The following is a 17,197-nucleotide window of genomic DNA, read 5'->3' as shown; positions in this document are numbered from 1 at the left end:
CCCGTGACGCGCCGGTGGGCGCTCATGGTCGCCTCGTGCGTGCTGGCCACGGTCGCGTCGCTCATGGTGATCGCTGTCGCGACCTACGAAGGACGCGCGGCGAGAGACCGGGCACGCGGCCCGATCGTCACCGAACCACAGGACGCCATCGCCTGGTGGTCGTCAAGGTTCGACTCGGTGGGCCACTTCCAACACAGCGTCGTCCTCGTCGAACCTCTGGGCACCTCGGCCCCGCCGCCTCCCGGCCTGACCCGCTGGCCCGCACCGGGAGAGGCGATGCTCTCGCCGGAACTGCTGAGCCGTGGCGCCGCGGAGGGCATCCGGACCCGCTACGGCCGGTTCGGCGGGCTCATCGGGCGCGAAGGACTTGTCGCCCCCTCGGAACGGCTCGCCTACGTCCGCCCACCCGCGCCCCCGAACACGGACTCGTGGCTGCCGATCAGCGGCTTCGGCCGCCCCTTCCCCCTGGTCGAGACGCTGAACCAACGCGACCTCCCCGAGGTCCTCCTCGCCCTCGGCGCCCTCACCCTGCTCCCCGCCCTGGCCCTCATGGCGACCGCCTCACGAACCGGGAACCGTAAGCGTGGAGCGTTGAAGGAGGCTCCCCCACTCGCGATCGGCAGCGCCGCAGGAAGCCTCCCCCTCATCCTGACCGCATCCACCGACCTGCCCATCCCAGCCACCGGCTACATCCTGAACTCCACAGACATCCGAGCCGCCTGGCCCCTCGCCTGCGCCACCCTCCTCACAAGCTTCGCCACCGGCCTCGCACTCGTAACGCTCCTACAGACGAAAAGAGACCGCGCGGCCCAAAACGACCGGGACATCGGCAAGGATCACGAGGCACAAAGCGACCGGAAGGCCAGAGGGGAACAGGACTCCGAAAAGAAGCGAAATGCCGGAAGAGACCGAGAGGCCGAAGAGGTCAGTGCCGCCCGACCACGCCCAGTTCCGCGATGGCGCCTCGTAGCCTGTGCCCTCGCCGTCGCGACCATCGCCCTCAGCCAGTACGTCCCCTCGACCGGAGGACTGATCACCTTCGCCGTCGGCACCATCGGCATGTGGCTCCTGCTGCCCTCCCTCACGACCGCTCTCATCGACGGCCAACGGCTCGCGGCACACCCCAAACCGCTCGCGCGCCTGTCCACGGCGCTGATCATCCTGCTGGGGACCGTGACCCTCCTCCAGATCTGGGAGGGACACCTCGGCGAGACGGCGAGAGCCGCCCTGGCGACGGAGCGACGCATCGGTGACACTCTCCTTGTCGTGCGTACGGCAGAGCACCCGAACCTGGAGGCGTTCTCCCGGGCCCTTCCCGCCTCCTCGGCGCTCGCGGTACTGCTGACCAGCGAGAACGGCGAGCACGCGACGCTCATCGGCCCATGCGGAACCCTCCGGACGCTGAAACTCCCGTGCACCACCACCCCGGCCCCCGTGAACCCCGAGGACAGCAGGCTGCAGGAGCTTCAGGTCTGGTACGGCCTCCGCACCCTGACCAGCCAGGTGGGCCGGGGCCGTACAGAACAGACCAGGAACCTGCTCGTGGTCGTCAGCGACACCCGAGGGCAGTATCCACAGGTCGCCCGCGCGGCCTACGCGACCCTTCCCGTCCTGGAAACCACCATCCCGGGCAGCGGCTGGATCGACGCCGCGACCCCCCGAACCAGACTCGGCACCTGGCTGACCCTGTTCGGCCTCGCAGGAGTGCTCATCCTGCTCCTGACCACCTGGCTCAGCACCCCCCGATGGCACCTAACGATCCCCCTCCTCACCATGACCGCCCTCGTGATCGCCACCACCACCTGGCACGCCCTCTTCTTCATCGCCGTCACCAAAGACGGCGCCCTCCCCTGGCACCTACCAGCCGCAACAACCGCAGCCTGCACCCTCCTCGCCCTCACCGCCGGACTCCCTCGGAAGCCATAGCCGTGATCAACCATGGGGCGTCGCCAGACCGGTGACGATCAGAACCATCTCAATCTCACCGATGCGCCGAGGCCCCAGCCCCCAGACTCGACAGAGGTCACCGGTGCGCCACAACCTGACCACCTCCGCGACCGTGCCCGCTTGGCTGAGGGGGTTGTAGGCCCTGGCCGACAGCACCGGCCTGAGGCACGCGACGGGACAAGCCGGTGTGATCGCGTGGGAGTGACGGATCATCGCCATGGTCGGGGTCTGGCCGGGAGGTTGGCGATACGGACCGCCAGTTCCTGGGTGATAGTGGTTCGGCGCCCACGGAGGAGCGGGGGGACCTGTGTCATGGGAGGGGCGCAGGCAGTTCGGCCCAGACGGTACGGCTGGCAGCGTCACCTTTGACTCCCCAGGAGAGGGTGAGAGCCGCGACGAGGTGAAGTCCCCGTCCCCCTTCCCTGCCGGGAGTGCGGACACCGAACACGGCGGACCCACCCTGGTCTTCGATCGCGAGATAGGCGGTGCCATCGGCGCGGAGCCGTACAAGGACGGTGAAGATTCCACCAGGCTCACCGGTGCGAGTGTGCTCGACGGCATTGGTGGCGAGTTCGCTGGCGACGAGTTCGGCGTCTGGGTGATGAGGAAGACATGCCCTGACGAAGCGACGGGCCTGGCCCACCTGTTCTCTCGTGCCGGGGAAAGCCCGCTGCCATCCGTCCACGACGTCCCAGCGGGCTTGGGGTGGAATCAAGTCAGCTCACCTCACGATCACGCAGGTCAGAGAAGTTGCCACCAGTAGGCTGATACTTAAAGTACGGGTACAGTACTTTAAGTACAAGCCACTTGAGATACTTGGGCCGCACAATAAGTACTGCTGCGATCGAGGGAGGCATCCATGTTCGGACTTATGGTGCGTTTCACCTGCAAAGACCAGGCCAGCGCCGAGGCGTTCGACCAACTGACCGGCCAGATCGTCGAGAAGATCCGCGAGAATGAACCGGGGACGCTGGTGTACGCCACACACCTGGTCGAAGGACAACCGCTCCAGCGGATCTTCTACGAGCTGTATGAAGACCGGGTGGCCTTCGACACTCACGAGGCGCAGGAGCACACCAGACACTTCCTGAACGCTCGTGACGATCTCCTGACCTCGGTCGAGGTCGACTTTCTCCATCTGCAGGCCGGTAAGGGAACCACAGAGTGAGCACCGAGTATCAACGGGCGCTGGGACGCCGCATCGCCCAGGAACGCAGACGACGCGGCCTGTCACAGCCCGAGCTGGCGAAGATGATCGACCGGTCGGTCGCCTGGATCTCCCAGGTGGAGCGCGGCGTACGGAAAGTCGACCGGATGTCGGTTCTGGAGAAGGTCGCCGAGGTCCTGGACGTGCCGCTGTCGGAGTTGGCCGCCGAAGCACCGGTGGTCGCCGCCGTCAACGAGGAGATACCGGACGCGACCAGCCTTCGTCTCCTCCTCTCGGGCACCCACGCCCTGCGGGCGATGTTGCATCCGGTCTCCGCGCCACCCGCTGAGGAGATCAGACCGCAGGTCGAGCGGGCCTGGGAACTGACCCATGAGAGTCGGTACACGGAGCTGACCCGGCTTCTCCATGAGCTGGTCCCCACGTTGGAGACCGCCGTCCGGTCGGCCCAGGAAGGGCGAGCAGCCGAATTCTTCGAACTGCTCGCCGCGACCTACCAGGCGTGTTCAGCGGCACTCGCCAAACTCGGAGAACCCGAGGCCGCGTGGATCGCCGCAGACCGGGCAATCGTCGCGGCCGAACGGACGGGAGACCCGCTTCTGGTCGCGGCCGGCGCCTTCCGGCTCGGCTTCGTCTTCATGGGAGCCCGTCACCTCGACCAGGTGGAGGAGACGGCACGTACGGCCTCGCACGCGCTGTGGCCTCTCGTCGAGGCGGGCAGGCCGGAGGCCATGTCCCTGTGGGGTGCCCTCACCCTGCAACGCGCGGTGGCCGCGTCCCTGGTCAACGACGCCGACACCGCCTACCGGCATCTGGACAGAGCGCGTGAGATCGCCGAACGGGTCGGTGAGGGCCGCAACGACCACAACACCGAGTTCGGCCCGGCCAACGTCGCCCTGCACGAGGTGAGCGTGGCGGTCGAACTCGGCGACGCCGGTCACGCCCTGCGGGCCGGGTCGAAGGTGGACGTCTCCGTGCTTTCAGGCGAACGCCGTACCCGCCTCCATATCGAACTCGCCCGCGCGCACGCGCAGCGCCGCCAGATCGACGAGGCCGTCTCGGCGTTGCTCGCGGCGGAGGCGATCACCCCGGAGCAGATCCGCGGCCACCGTACCGTCCGCAGACTGGTCTCCGACCTACTGACCATGCAGGACCCGCCCTCGCCCAACCTACGAGCCCTCGCCGACAGAGTCGGGACGTAACCCTCGAAACCGTCTCGCACCCCAAGAACGCGAAGTTATCCAGCGAGGTCTGCCCAGGAGTGGCGAAAGCCCGCTCCGCACCTCAGAGGAGCGGGTCTTCGCTGTTCAACGACCTACTTCAACAGCTGGCGAGCCATCACCAGGCGCTGGATCTGGTTGGTGCCCTCGTAGATCTGGGTGATCTTGGCGTCGCGCATCATGCGTTCCACCGGGTAGTCGCTCACGTAGCCGTACCCGCCCAGGAGCTGGACCGCGTCGGTGGTGATCTCCATGGCCGCGTCCGAGGCGGCGCACTTGGCGGCGCTGGAGATGAACGTGAGGTCCTTCTGCGGCTCGCCGTGCATGGCCAGTTCGGACCTCGCGGCGGCGGCGTAGGTGAGCTGCCTTGCCGCCTCCAGCTTCATCGCCATGTCGGCGATCATGAACTGCAGGCCCTGGAAGTCGGCGACGGGCTTGCCGAACTGCTTGCGCTCCTTGACGTAGCCGATCGCGTAGTCCAGCGCCCCCTGGGCGATGCCGAGGGCCTGGGCGGCGATCGTGACGCGGGTGTGGTCCAGGGTGGCCAGCGCGGTCTTGAAGCCGGTGCCGGGGGCGCCAATCATCCGGGAGGCCGGGATGCGGACATCCTCGAAGATCACCTGGCGGGTCGGGGAGGCCCTGATGCCGAGCTTGCGCTCCTTGGCGCCGAAGCTGACGCCCTCGTCGGACTTCTCCACGACGAACGCGGAGATGCCCCTGGCGCCCGCGCCCGGCTCGGTCACGGCCATGACCGTGTAGTACTCGGAGACCCCGGCGTTGGTGATCCACATCTTCGCGCCGTTGAGCACGTAGTGGTCGCCGTCGGCCACGGCGCGGGTCTTCATCGCCGCGGCGTCGCTGCCCGCCTCCGCCTCGGACAGGGCGTAGGAGAACATCGCCTCCCCCCGCGCGACCGGCGGCAGGTAGCGCTGCTTGAGCTCCTCGGAGGCCGACAGCAGCAGCGGGACGGTCCCCAGCTTGTTGACCGCGGGGATCAGCGAGGACGAGGCGCACGCCCGCGCGACCTCCTCGATGACGATGACGGCCGCGAGCGCGTCCGCCCCGGCTCCGCCGTACTCCTCCGGCACGTGTACGGCGTGCAGGTCGGCCGCGACGAGCGCCTTGTAGACGTCCCAGGGGAACTCCCCTGTCTCGTCGGCCTCTGCGGCCCGGGGAGCGATCTTCTCGTCGGCTAGGTCACGGACGGTCTCCCGGAGCATCTGGTGCTCTTCGGGCAGCGCGTAGAGAGGGAAGCTCATGGAGAAATACTAGGACGTCCAACAAAATATGGACCGCTCCAGGGTGGGAGAACCGCCTGGCCAGATGTTTGTGCAGGTGGCGAGAGAGTACAGACAAGGGGATGACGCTACTCTGACGGCACAGAATCGGGCAGAAACCGAAAGGAACACCAGTGGCCTACCGCCTGACGATGGTGGGAACCGGATACCTGGGTGCGACGACGTCGGCATGCATGGCGGAGCTGGGCTTCGAAGTCCTCGGCGTCGACGTGGATGCGGAGAAGATCGCCCGCCTGCAGGCTGGGGATCTGCCCATCTACGAACCCGGCCTTGAGGAGATTCTCCGGCGCAACCTCGCCAACGGGCGACTGCGCTTCACGACCTCCTACGAGGAGGCCGCGGCCTTCGGAGATGTGCACTTCCTGTGCCTCGGCACCCCCCAGAAACCCGGAGAGTACGGCGCGGACGTCTCCTACCTGGACGCCGCGATCGAGTCGCTGGCGCCGTTCCTGGAACGTGAGTGCCTGGTGATCGGCAAGTCGACGGTCCCGGTGGGCACCGCGCAACGGCTGTCCGAGAAACTCACGCGACTCGCTCCCATCGGCTCGGGCGCCGAACTGGCCTGGAACCCGGAGTTCCTGCGCGAGGGCTTCGCCGTGAAGGACACGCTGTACCCCGACCGGATCGTGCTCGGCGTCGCCTCGGAGAGGGCCGAGAAGATCATGCGCGAGGTCTACTCCTCCATGCTCGAACGCCAGACCCCCCTGGTGATCACCGACTACCCCACCGCCGAGCTGGTCAAGGTCGCCGCCAACGCCTTCCTCGCCACCAAGATCTCCTTCGTCAACGCGATGGCCGAGGTCTGCGAGGCCGCGCACGCCGACGTCAAGCAGCTTTCGCTGGCGCTGTCCTTCGACGACCGGATCGGCGGCAAGTTCCTCAACCCGGGCCTGGGCTTCGGCGGCGGCTGCCTGCCCAAGGACATCCGCGCCTTCATGGCCCGCGCCGGGGAGCTCGGCGCCGACCAGGCGCTGACCTTCCTGCGCGAGGTGGACGCGATCAACATGCGCCGCCGCGCCCGCATGGTCGACCTGGCCCGCGAGCTGACCGGCGGTTCCTTCCACGGATGTACGGTGACCGTCCTCGGTGCCGCGTTCAAGCCGAACTCCGACGACATCCGCGACTCGCCCGCCCTCGACGTCGCCGTCACGATCAGCCAGCAGGGGGGCCGGGTCACCGTCTACGACCCCGCCGCCCAGGAGAACGCCCGCCGGGCCCACCCGCAGCTCTCCTACGGCGAGTCCGCCCTCGAAGCGGCCAAGGACGCCCACGTGGTGCTGCTGCTGACCGAGTGGCAGGAGTTCATCGACCTCGATCCCGAGGCCCTCGGGTCGGTGGTCGCGAGGCGCAAGATCGTTGACGGCCGTAACGCCCTCGACGCGGAGATCTGGCGCGAGGCGGGCTGGCACTACCGCGCCCTGGGACGCCCCTGACGGACGCGACGGCCCCCTGCGCCACCGGAAAGCCGGGAAAAACCCCGAAAAATCCGGAGAGACTGGCGCCAGGGGGCCGACTGATCAGACGTCGAACACGCCGAGCTTGATCTCACCGACGAACGTCCGCCACGCCGTACGACCGAAGAGCAGTTTCGGACCGTCGGGGTCCTTCGAGTCGCGCAGGGCGAACACCGGACCGACCGTGGCCATCTCGACGCACTCGCCGCCGTTGTCGCTGCTCAGCGACGCCTTACGCCACACGGCCCCGCTCAGGTCTGCTTCCATGTCTCCATCACCTTCGTCATGAGTTCGATGCTCGCCGCCGGGGACATGGCCTCGGTGCGAAGCTCCTCGTAGCGTCTGCTGACCTCCGCCACGTCACGCGGATGATCCGTTACCCGTCCCTCGATCGCGCACTCCACATAGGCCGTGTCCGTACTGCCCTCGATTCCGGCGATGACGAAGGCCCCGCTCAGACCGGCCGTGACGCTGACGTCCCCGGGCATCACCTGGATGGAGATGTGTCTGTTCTCCATCGCCGCGATGACGGCCGCGATCTGGCCGCGCATGATCTCGGGGCTGCCGATCCGCCGGTAGAGCATGCTCTCGTCGAGCACCACCCACAGCAGGGGCGGATTGGCGCCGTGCAGCAGGCCCTGGCGTTCGATCCTGGCGGCGACCAGCTCCTCGATCCTCTCCTCCGTCAGCGTCCGCCTGCCTTTCAGCAGGGCACGGGCGTAGTCGGGGGTCTGCAACATGCCGGGGAACACCAGCGGCTGCCAGTTCTTCAGGACGTGCGCCCTGCGTTCGATCTCCACCCACGGGCGGAACCAGGCGGGGTAGGCGGCCTGGCTGAGGATCGGCCAGATCCGCATGAGGGTTCCCTCGGTGTTGAGCATCCGGTCACAGCGCTCGATGAAGTCACGCGACGGATTGCGCTTGGCGGTCTCGACCATCCCGACCAGGGAGACGGAGGAGGAGATCGCCTCTGCGAGCTGCTCCTGCGTCCACCCGGCCTGGTCGCGCAGGCGGCGAAGCTCTGCGGCGAAGAACGCCAGCGGGCCTGACCTGCTGTCGAGCTCACGCGACGGTGGCATCCGAACTCCTGTCTTACGTCTCACACCGGCATCACGGCATGACCGGTCACGATGGGACACGGTCATGCCTTCAGTGACAACTGCATCACGCACGGTAATGTGACGCCGACTCGTTTGGAAGCGCATCCCCAAAACACGTCAAGATCAGCAAAGCGAAACCCCGGAGATCACCCGAGGACCTTGACCGGCGGGATGGCCGCCAGGCACGAGGTGTCCCCCGTCCGGCCGTCGCGGAGGAAGCCGCCCACGATGCCCGTCACACATCCGCTGGGCTCGAACTCGGACACATGACCCACGTTGGGCACGGGCACGAAGACCCCCCTGCGGAACTGCGCGGCGGCCTTGCGCCCGTTGGCCTCAGCGGTGATGCCGTCCAGGTCGCCGTTGAGCACCAGCACCGGCACGTCGGGGAAACGCCCGGTCGAGACGTACGGCCTGCCGGTCCCCCTGGCGGGCCAGCGCAGGCAGTAGTCCCCCGCGTCGGCCTGCGCCCTGGCGAATCCCAGGGGGTCGAACGCGCCGAACTCACCGGGCCTGGCCCGCTCGACCGCGCGCTCGAAGAGGCGGCGCCGTTCGGCGAGCGGGGCCTCGACCGGCCACGGGCGGGGGTAGTCGTTGCACGAGACGGTGGCCGCGATGCCCATGTCCATGCCCTCGTAGGCCGCCAGGTCCCCGGCCATGATCTCCCCCATCAGGGCGACCAGCTCGCGGTCATCGCCCCGCGCCGCACCGCGCAGCGCCCTGGGCAGCCTGCCGACCACCGGGACCTCGGAGGGCACCGCCCCGACGGCGACGCTGGCCGAGGAGTAGACGAGCTGCGCGAACCTGTCCTCGGTGAGGGAGACCCACCTGTTCTGCCCGCCGACGGTCAGAGGCACCCGAGCCGGTACGGCCCGCAGCCGGGCGGCCACCCTCCCCAGGTCCCGTACGGCCCGCTCCCCGTCACAGGCCCCGCTCCGCTGGCAGATCCGCCGCAGCGTCAGGGAGACGGCCTGGGCGCTCTCCCTGCCCAGCGGGTCGAGGTCGATCGGGTAGGCGGCGGAGAACACGGCCGACTGGACCCGCCCCGGATACCGCTGGGCGTAGACCGGCAGGAGATAGGTGCCGTAGGACAGGCCGTACAGCATGACCTTGGGGATGCCCAGGGTCGCCCTGACCGCGTCGAGGTCGTCGGCGGTCGCGGCCGAGGTGTAGCCCGCGGCCCGGGGACCAAGGTTGTCCGCGCACCTGCCGACCAGGCGTAACAGGCCCTCCCGTGGCTCGGTCACCACGACACCCGCGGGGACGCCGCAGGTCAGGGCATCCGATTGGCCGACGCCCCGGGGATCGACGAGCAGCAGGTCGTGGTTGGTGAGCAGCCCGCCGAGCAGGCCGGTGAAGGTCCCGTGCTGGGCGATCGCCTGCCCTCCCGGACCACCGGGATTGGCGAGGATCGTCCCCCTGGGAGGCTTCGCCGACTCCCGCCTGAGGATCCACGCGTACGCGACGCTGACGGAACCCAGGTCCGGCCTCCCCTGCACGAGGGGCCGGGGCAGCGTCCCGCACTCCACCCGGTGACCGGAAATTTCAGGACACCAGGCGGGAGCGACGGGGGCGGGAGTCGGAGTGGTGACGCCCGACAGGGCGATGGACAGGGCGAGGGTGATCGACGTCAAGTTCACGATCGGGATTGTTGATGTTCGCCCACTTTTCCACCAGACCCAAACTCCCACTCCGGCGCCCGGGGTTCAGAAAAGGGCACGCCGCCTGTCAGTTGTCGAACTCGCCGAGTTTCACGCCGCCCACGAAGGCCTCCCACTCCGAGCGGGTGAAGAAGAGCTTCGGGCCCTCGGGGTTCTTGGAGTCGCGCAGCACGTACAGCGAGCCGAGGTTCGCCTTGTGGCCGGAGTCGACGGGGTCGATCACGGCCACCTCGACGCAGTCCTCGGCCGGGTCGTCGGTGGTGACCGCCCTGCGCCAGACGGCCTTGCTCAGGTCAACATCCATCTCTCATCACCTTCGCTGTCAGGTCGGCGCCCGCCCCGGGGCGCCTCCGCACGGAGATCTTCCGCTTCACAGGATGGCCGGTGGCGTCCCCCGCACGCGTCGGATTCCCGCACACAGTATCCGCATCGCCGACCACCACCGGAGAGAAGCCTGGCGGAATTACCTAAGGAACGACTGATTCCGCCAGAAAAGGACCTCGATAGCGTTCTGATCAGCGCAAATCCAAAGGAGACCGAAATGCCATACTTCGAGACCACCGACGGCACCCGCCTCGCCTACGAGGACTACGGCACCGGCGCGCCGATCGTGTTCGTGGCCAGTTGGGCGCTGGGAACGGACATGTGGGAGTACCAGGTGCCGTTCTTCGTGGACCGGGGCTACCGGTGCGTTCTTCTCGACAGGCGCGGGCACGGCCGTTCCGACCGTCCCTCGACGGGATACGACATCGACACCAGGGCCGACGACCTGGCCGCCCTGATCGAGCACCTCGGCCTGCGGGGGATCACCCTGGTCGGGCACTCGGCCGGTGGCGGCGAGGTGGCGCGTTACCTGGTCAGGCACGGTGAGGAGCGGGTCTCGCGGGTCGCGTTCGTCTCGGCGGTGCTGCCGTTCCTGAAGCTGACGGACGACAACCCGCAGGGCGCGCCCGAGGCACTGTGCGAGGCGGCGGTCGCCCAGTTCAGGACGGACAGGCCCAGTTGGTTCGCCCAGCGGGCGCAGGGGTTCTACGCCACCCACCTGGGCAACGACGTCTCGCCCGCGCTGATCGACCTCACGATGCGGCAGTGTCTGGAGACCGCGCCGTGGGCGACGGTCGAGGTGTGGCGTGCGACCTTCCACGCCGACCACCGCGAGGGGCTGCGCGCGATCACCGTCCCCACGCTGGTGGTGCACGGCACGGCCGACCAGTCCGCGATCGTCGAGATGACCGGCAGGCGCACCGCGGAGCTCGTGCCCGGCTGCGTCTACAAGGAGTACCCCACGGGCGGCCACGGCCTGTTCGCCACCCACAGCGAGCGGCTGAACAACGACATCCTTGACCTGATCAAGGGCTGAGGGACCACCGGGGCGGGGAAAAACCGGAAGGCGGACGCGGGCAGGGCGTCCCTATACTCCTCGCATGATCTGGCGACATTGATGAACGACCAGAGGTCGAACCGAGAGCGGATGCCGTGGGCCACCTGGCGCTTCCGAGCACCTGGAGCCCCACCCCATCTCGTCTCGTGGAAAGACCTCATGATCGCACTTTCTCCACGGGCGTCCGGCGCCCGTGTGAAACGGCTGACCCGGCCCCTCTACGTCTACGCCGCCCTTGAGGACTTCGTCCTCCTCTATCCGGTCTATGCTCTGCTGTTCGCCGACAACGGCCTGTCGGTTCCCGAGATCTCCTCGCTGTTCGTCATCGGCGCCGCCTCCGGCATGCTGCTGGAGATCCCCTCGGGAGCGTGGGCCGACGCCGTCTCCCGCCGCGTGCTGCTCTCGGTCGGTCCGCTGCTGTCGGCGGCGGGCTTCGCCCTGTGGTTCCTGGTCCCGGCCTACTGGTCGTTCGCGCTCGGGTTCGTCCTCTGGAACGCCGGGGCCTCGCTCCGCTCCGGCTCGATGGAGGCGCTCGTCTACGAGGAGCTCGACCATCTCGGTGAGGCCGAGCGCTACGTCACGGTGATGGGCCGGGTCCGCGCCATCGGGCTCGTCGCCGTCGCGGCGGCCACCGCGGTCGCGACCCCGGTGCTGGCCGTCGGCGGCTACTTCGCTCTCGGCGTGGCGAGCGTGCTGACCTGCGTGCTGTGCGCCCTGGCCGGTACGGCACTGCCCGAGCACCGGGCGGCAGCCGTACAGGACGACGAGGAAACAGGACGGTATGTCGCCGTGCTGCGGGCGGGCCTGAACGAGGTCCGGCACAATCGGCCGGTCAGGGGCGCCCTGCTGCTCGTCGCGGTGGTGACGGCGGTCTGGGGCGGTCTTGAGGAGTACGTCCCGCTGCTCGCGGCGGCGACCGGCGTCTCCGAGGCGACCGTGCCACTGCTCGTACTGATCGTCTGGGGCGGCGTCGCGATCGGCGGCCTGCTGGCCGGGGCGGCGAACAGGATGCCGGTCAGGGCCTTCGCCGTGGTGCTGGCCGTGGCCTCGCTCGTCATGGCGGCCGGGGCGCTGACGGGAAGTCCCGCGGGGCTGGTCGCGGTCGGCGCGGGCTTCTGCGTGTTCCAGCTGGCGAGCGTGATCGCCGACGCCCGCCTCCAACGGCGGATCACCGGACCGAGCCGCGCCACGGTGACCTCACTGGCAGGCATCGGCATGGACGCGGGCACGGTGGTGGTCTACGGCGTCTACGCCGCTCTGTCACCCTTCGCCACACATGGCATGATCTTCGCGCTTTTCGCCGCGCCGTACCTCTGCGTCGCCGCCGCTTTCTTGTACGGCTCCGCCCCTCCCCCACCCGCCTCGACAGACTCCCGCTAGTCCGTTTCCCCCGCGCCCGCGCCACCTCCCGAGGTGCGCGGGTGCTTCCCTCATCCGGGTGAAGCCTGAAGTATGGCCACATGCCAGTTGATCTCGTGTTCGAGACCCATTCGACCAGCGAGGACAACGAGCGGGGTGTGGCCACCGGCTGGTTACCCGGGAAGCTGTCCGAACGCGGCCGCGCACTGGCCGCGGAGCTGGGTGAGCGGCGGCGCGCGGACGGGTTCGCGGCCGTCTTCACCTCGGATCTCGCCCGGGCGGCCGAGACCGCCCGGCTCGCCTTCGGTGACAGCGGTGTCCCGATCCTGCACGACTGGCGGCTTCGGGAGTGCGACTACGGCGACTGGAACGGCGGACCCGCCGCCGAGGTGCACGGCGAGCGGTCGGCCTATCTCGACCGGCCCTACCCCGGTGGGGAGAGCTGGCGGCAGGCGGTGCGGCGGGTCGGCGGCTTCCTTGGCGACCTGTCACCGCGTTGGGCGGGCTCCAGGGTGCTGGTGATCGGCCACGTGGCGACTCGCTGGGCGTTCGACCATCTCGTTGAGGGTAGGCCGCTGGAGGAGTTGGCCGTCGCCGACTTCGCCTGGCGCGAGGGCTGGGAGTACCGCCTGCCCTGAGGTGAGGGAGTGACGGCCTCCGGCTCCCATGCTGCCGAGAACCCCCAGGACCAGGACCGTCACCCCAAGGGCCGTCCGTATCGCGTTTCTCATCGCTCTCCTCCTTCCTCGCCCCCGCCGGGAGTCATCCCCTTCCCCCTGAGGTCGGAGATATCCCCAACGCGACGCGAAGGAGGAGAGCCGGGGCTCAGGAACCGAGAGAGGCGGCCTCGGCGCGCAGCTTGGCGCCCTTGGCGTGGGCCTGGTCCCGCAGCGACTCCTGGAAGCCCTCCATCCGGGCCCGCAGCCCCTCGTCAGAAGCCGCCAGGATCCGTACGGCCAGCAGCCCCGCGTTGCGCGCGCCCCCGACGGCGACGGTCGCGACCGGAACCCCCGCGGGCATCTGGACGATCGAGAGCAGCGAGTCCATGCCGTCGAGATACTTCAGTGGCACCGGCACGCCGATCACCGGCAGCGGGGTCACCGAGGCGAGCATGCCGGGCAGGTGGGCGGCGCCCCCGGCCCCCGCGATGATCACCTTCAGGCCACGGCCCGCCGCCTGCTTGCCGTACGCGATCATCTCCTCGGGCATGCGATGCGCGGAGACCACGTCGGCCTCGAAGGCGACGTCGAACTCGGCGAGCGCCTCGGCGGCCAGCCGCATCACCGGCCAGTCGGAGTCGCTGCCCATGACGATACCGACAGCGGTCATGCTCTCTCCTCGCCTCGCGGTCGGCGACCGCGCTCACGGTTGTTCACGTGTAGCGGCCCTCGGTCAGGTAGACCGCGGCGTGCCGGGCACGCTCCCTGACCTCGTCCAGGTCGGTGCCGAGGGCGGTGACGTGGCCGATCTTGCGGCCGGGCCGTACGTCCTTGCCGTAGAAGTGGATCTTGATTCCCGGGTCGTGCGCCATGACGTGCTCGTAGCGGGAGAACAGGTCCGGGTCGTCGCCGCCCAGGAGGTTGGCCATCACCACGACGGGGGCCGCCATCGAGGGCGAGCCGAGCGGCAGGTCGAGCACGGCCCGCAGGTGCTGCTCGAACTGGGAGGTGCGGGCGCCGTCGATGGTCCAGTGGCCGCTGTTGTGCGGGCGCATGGCCAGCTCGTTGACGACAAGCCCCGAGGAGGTCTCGAACATCTCGACGGCCAGCAGCCCGGTCACGCCGAGCTCGTGGGCGATCTTCAGGGCGATCCGCTGCGCCTCGGCGGCCCGCTCGGGGTCGAGCCCGGGGGCCGGGGCGAGCACCTCGACGCAGATGCCGTCGCGCTGGACGGTCTCGACGACGGGGTAGCTGACGCCCTGCCCGTGGGGCGACCTGGCGACCAGGACGGCCAGCTCGCGCTCGAACGGCACGAACGCCTCGGCCATCAGCGGCACCCCGCTGGCCAGCACCTCGGCGGCGTCCTGCGCCGACCGGCAGACCCACACGCCCCGGCCGTCGTAGCCGCCGCGCACCGCCTTGAGCACGACCGGCCAGCCGTGCTCGGCGGCGAACCCCGTCACGTCCTGGGCGGAGGCGATCCGCCGCCACGGCGGGCAGGGAGCGCCTATTTCGGTCAGCCGCTCGCGCATCACGGCCTTGTCCTGCGCGTGCACGAGCGCCTCGGCCCCGGGGTGTACGGCGAAGCCGTCCTCGGTCAGTGCACGGACGTGCTCGGTCGGCACGTGTTCGTGGTCGAAGGTGATGGCGTCGCACCCCTTGGCGACGTCGCGCAGGACCGCGAGGTCGCGGTAGTCGCCGAGTCGGGTGTCGGCGATCACTCTGGCCGCGCTCTCGCCGAGGGAGTTGGCCAGCACCCGCAGCTCGATCCCGAGGGCGATGGCCGCCTGCTGAGTCATCCGGGCCAGCTGACCTGCTCCGATGATGCCGACGACGGGACCGATGGGACTGACCGGGGAAGGGCTGCTCACGTCGGTCGAGTTTACCGGCCCGCCGCACGGGAACCGGCAGGGGGCACCGGCCCCGCGCCCCCGGGTACGGCGCGGGGCCGGTCGCGCTTTTGCCGCGAGTGCCAGGTGTGACGTTCCGGATGGGAGTAACGTCAGATGCCTAGATTTATCGCCTTAAATCCGATATTTCTTGAAACACCGCTAACTGACTGATTGCGGAACATCTGGTCAACCGAAACACGGGACGAGCGGGTGCGCCGGTAGCCTGACAGAACGATGTCCGAGGTCCTCCCCAAGCGGCGGCCTCAGCCAATCCGGAAAGGACCGTGCGGGAGACGTGCAGTTGCGACGTGCCTACGAGCGGCTCGCCGATCTGATCCGTGAACTGGCCAAGTTCGGGATCATCGGGGCGATCGCCTTCGTCATCGACACCGGTGGCTTCAACCTGTTCCACTACGGCCTGCACTGGGGACCGCTGACCTCCAAGGTCCTCTCCACGGTCGCCGCCGCCTCCTTCGCCTACCTGGGCAACCGCCTGTGGACCTTCAGGCACCGCGAGCAGAGCGGGATGGCCAGGGAGTACTTCCTGTTCTTCCTGCTCAACGGGATCGGCCTGCTGATCGGCCTGCTGTGCATCGGTTTCACCCAGTACACGCTGGGCCTGACCGACCCGCTGAGCACGAACATCGCGAACCTGGTCGGCACCGGCCTGGGGACGCTGTTCCGCTTCTGGTCCTACAAGAAGTGGGTCTTCCTGGCCGTCGTGGAGGTCACCGAAGAGGTGCCCAGGGAGCTTCCCGGCGAGACCAGGCGGGTCGTCTGAGTCACGCGGGGCCGCTGACCACGCGGTTTCTCGTGGTGTCGTCCACCTGACGCAGGAACAGCGCGAAGGCCGCGGGACGGGGACGGACGAGTTCCAGACGGCCGCCGTCCGCGGCGGCCAGCGCCCGTGCCAGGGTCAGTCCCAGCCCGGTGCCGCCCGCCCCGCTGACGTTCCGTTCGAAGATCCGTCCCGCCAGCTCGTCCGAGACGCCCTGTCCCTCGTCGGCGACCTCGATCACGATCGATCTGTCCTTGTCGCTGGTCGTGACCGTCACGGTGCCGCCGCCGTGTTCGAGGGAGTTCTCCAGCAGCGTGGAGATCACCTGGCTGACGCCGCCGCTGGTGCCCAGCGCGTGCAGACCGCGTGTCCCGGACAGCTTCAGCTTCCGCCCCACCCTGCGGAAGGCCGGGCCCCACTCGATGAACTGCTGGTCGAGCACGTCGTCAAGGGCGACGGCGTCCGCCTGCGCCTGCCGCTGTCTTCTGGCCGCCGCCAGCAGTTCGTCGATCACCGCCGTGAGCCGCTCCGCCTGCACGATGGCCGCCTCGCCCTCCTCCTTGACGATTCCCGGCTCGTGCGCGGCCGCCACGATCTCCTCAAGCCGCATGGTCAGACCTGTGAGAGGGGTGCGGAGCTGGTGCGAGGCGTCCGTCGCGAACTCCCGTTCCCTGGCCAGCAGGTCCGAGATGCGGGTGGCGCTGCGGTCCAGCACCTCGGCGACCCGGTCGAGCTCCTGGATGCCGTAGCGGTGCTTACTTGGTCTGGCGTCGCCGGAGCCCAGCCGCTCGGCGATCATGGCCAGGTCGCTGAGCGGCAGTGTCAGACGGCGTGACTGCACGACCGCGAGTCCGACCGCGACCGCGAGGGCCGCGGCGGCCAGTGCCAGGATGAGCAGGAGCCATGCCCTGACCTCCCGCTCCACCTGGGTCTTGTCCCGGCTGACCGCGACGTACACGCCGTTCTCTGACTGTGCGTCCTGGGTCATCTTGCGATTGTCGGGGGGCTCGGTCCCCACCATCGTCACCTGGGGGGGAGTCCCTTTCGCGTAGACTTGGATATATCGGTCGGGGTATTTGCGCTTGAGCTGCTCCGGATCGATGGGCTGGTCCTGGATCCGGGCATACTCCACCTCCCCCAGCAGGCTTTTGGCCTGGGAGGAAAGCTCCTGGGTCGCCTCTTCCTCGATCAGCCGGTTTACCGCGACGCCCAGGGGGATGCCCAGCAGCAACACCCCGATGACGGCGACAAGCAGGGTTGACGAGAGCAGGCGGCGGCGCATT

17 protein-coding genes are annotated in these 17,197 nt (G+C 68.8%); 8 read left to right on the top strand and 9 right to left on the bottom strand.

What is annotated here, in order from left to right:
- Window positions 1-3: 3 nt before the first annotated feature.
- Window positions 4-1,926, top strand: coding sequence for a hypothetical protein (locus tag FHS44_RS06360; protein WP_184712905.1), 1,923 nt, complete (start codon window positions 4-6; stop codon window positions 1,924-1,926).
- A 331-nt stretch (window positions 1,927-2,257) separates the two neighbouring features.
- On the opposite strand, the gene FHS44_RS42265 is transcribed toward FHS44_RS06360, so the two are convergent.
- Complete coding sequence (locus tag FHS44_RS42265; protein ID WP_376771576.1) at window positions 2,258-2,632, bottom strand: ATP-binding protein; 375 nt, start codon at window positions 2,630-2,632, stop codon at window positions 2,258-2,260.
- A 186-nt stretch (window positions 2,633-2,818) separates the two neighbouring features.
- Here FHS44_RS42265 and FHS44_RS06350 point away from each other — a divergent pair, with 186 nt between their 5' ends.
- Window positions 2,819-3,115, top strand: a complete 297-nt coding sequence (locus tag FHS44_RS06350; RefSeq protein ID WP_246435092.1) for a putative quinol monooxygenase — start codon at window positions 2,819-2,821, stop codon at window positions 3,113-3,115.
- Window positions 3,112-4,314, top strand: a complete 1,203-nt coding sequence (locus FHS44_RS06345) for a helix-turn-helix domain-containing protein (RefSeq protein WP_184712903.1) — start codon at window positions 3,112-3,114, stop codon at window positions 4,312-4,314. The genes FHS44_RS06350 and FHS44_RS06345 overlap by 4 nt, the downstream gene beginning before the upstream one ends.
- 113 nt (window positions 4,315-4,427) lie before the next feature.
- On the opposite strand, the gene FHS44_RS06340 is transcribed toward FHS44_RS06345, so the two are convergent.
- Window positions 4,428-5,591, bottom strand: a complete 1,164-nt coding sequence (locus FHS44_RS06340) for an acyl-CoA dehydrogenase family protein (RefSeq protein ID WP_184712902.1) — start codon at window positions 5,589-5,591, stop codon at window positions 4,428-4,430.
- Between the two features lie 170 nt (window positions 5,592-5,761).
- Between FHS44_RS06340 and FHS44_RS06335 the strand changes: the two genes are divergently transcribed.
- Window positions 5,762-7,063 carry a UDP-glucose dehydrogenase family protein gene (locus FHS44_RS06335; protein WP_221460524.1) on the top strand — a complete coding sequence of 434 codons (1,302 nt, stop codon included), beginning with the start codon at window positions 5,762-5,764 and terminating at the stop codon, window positions 7,061-7,063.
- An 84-nt stretch (window positions 7,064-7,147) separates the two neighbouring features.
- Here FHS44_RS06335 and FHS44_RS06330 read toward each other — a convergent pair whose 3' ends face one another.
- From FHS44_RS06330 to FHS44_RS06315, 4 genes are all read right to left on the bottom strand, one after another.
- The gene (locus tag FHS44_RS06330; RefSeq protein WP_184712900.1) at window positions 7,148-7,351 is read right to left on the bottom strand and encodes a DUF397 domain-containing protein; all 204 of its coding nucleotides are present in this window, start codon (window positions 7,349-7,351) and stop codon (window positions 7,148-7,150) included.
- Window positions 7,336-8,163 carry a helix-turn-helix domain-containing protein gene (locus FHS44_RS06325; RefSeq protein ID WP_184712899.1) on the bottom strand — a complete coding sequence of 276 codons (828 nt, stop codon included), beginning with the start codon at window positions 8,161-8,163 and terminating at the stop codon, window positions 7,336-7,338. Before FHS44_RS06325 ends, FHS44_RS06330 begins: the two co-directional genes overlap by 16 nt.
- 167 nt (window positions 8,164-8,330) lie before the next feature.
- Window positions 8,331-9,824 carry an alpha/beta fold hydrolase gene (locus FHS44_RS06320; protein WP_184712898.1) on the bottom strand — a complete coding sequence of 498 codons (1,494 nt, stop codon included), beginning with the start codon at window positions 9,822-9,824 and terminating at the stop codon, window positions 8,331-8,333.
- A gap of 88 nt (window positions 9,825-9,912) precedes the next feature.
- On the bottom strand, window positions 9,913-10,149 hold the full coding sequence (locus tag FHS44_RS06315; protein WP_184712897.1) for a DUF397 domain-containing protein: 237 nt from the start codon (window positions 10,147-10,149) through the stop codon (window positions 9,913-9,915).
- Between the two features lie 237 nt (window positions 10,150-10,386).
- Between FHS44_RS06315 and FHS44_RS06310 the strand changes: the two genes are divergently transcribed.
- The 3 genes from FHS44_RS06310 to FHS44_RS06300 all read left to right on the top strand — a co-directional run bounded on the left by FHS44_RS06310 (window position 10,387) and on the right by FHS44_RS06300 (window position 13,223).
- Window positions 10,387-11,205 (top strand): alpha/beta fold hydrolase, encoded by an 819-nt coding sequence (locus FHS44_RS06310; protein WP_184712896.1) that lies wholly within the window; start codon window positions 10,387-10,389, stop codon window positions 11,203-11,205.
- 180 nt (window positions 11,206-11,385) lie between these two features.
- Window positions 11,386-12,606, top strand: coding sequence for an MFS transporter (locus FHS44_RS06305; RefSeq protein WP_184712895.1), 1,221 nt, complete (start codon window positions 11,386-11,388; stop codon window positions 12,604-12,606).
- Between the two features lie 80 nt (window positions 12,607-12,686).
- Window positions 12,687-13,223 carry a histidine phosphatase family protein gene (locus tag FHS44_RS06300; protein ID WP_184712894.1) on the top strand — a complete coding sequence of 179 codons (537 nt, stop codon included), beginning with the start codon at window positions 12,687-12,689 and terminating at the stop codon, window positions 13,221-13,223.
- A gap of 187 nt (window positions 13,224-13,410) precedes the next feature.
- Here FHS44_RS06300 and purE read toward each other — a convergent pair whose 3' ends face one another.
- Window positions 13,411-13,914: a 5-(carboxyamino)imidazole ribonucleotide mutase gene (gene purE / locus FHS44_RS06295; RefSeq protein ID WP_184712893.1), complete on the bottom strand. Its 504-nt coding sequence runs from the start codon at window positions 13,912-13,914 to the stop codon at window positions 13,411-13,413.
- A gap of 43 nt (window positions 13,915-13,957) precedes the next feature.
- Window positions 13,958-15,043: a 5-(carboxyamino)imidazole ribonucleotide synthase gene (locus FHS44_RS06290; protein WP_246435309.1), complete on the bottom strand. Its 1,086-nt coding sequence runs from the start codon at window positions 15,041-15,043 to the stop codon at window positions 13,958-13,960.
- Window positions 15,044-15,431: 388 nt separating this feature from the next.
- On the opposite strand from FHS44_RS06290, the gene FHS44_RS06285 reads away from it, so the two are divergent.
- The gene (locus FHS44_RS06285) at window positions 15,432-15,917 is read left to right on the top strand and encodes a GtrA family protein (protein WP_184712891.1); all 486 of its coding nucleotides are present in this window, start codon (window positions 15,432-15,434) and stop codon (window positions 15,915-15,917) included.
- A gap of 1 nt (window position 15,918) precedes the next feature.
- Here FHS44_RS06285 and FHS44_RS06280 read toward each other — a convergent pair whose 3' ends face one another.
- Window positions 15,919-17,196 carry an ATP-binding protein gene (locus FHS44_RS06280; protein ID WP_184712890.1) on the bottom strand — a complete coding sequence of 426 codons (1,278 nt, stop codon included), beginning with the start codon at window positions 17,194-17,196 and terminating at the stop codon, window positions 15,919-15,921.
- Between the last annotated feature and the right edge of the window lies 1 nt (window position 17,197).

This window comes from Streptosporangium saharense (genome assembly GCF_014203715.1).
Lineage (GTDB): Bacteria > Actinomycetota > Actinomycetes > Streptosporangiales > Streptosporangiaceae > Streptosporangium > Streptosporangium saharense.
The sequence above is the reverse complement of the archived record's forward strand: the minus strand, read 5'-3'. Positions and strand labels throughout refer to the sequence as shown.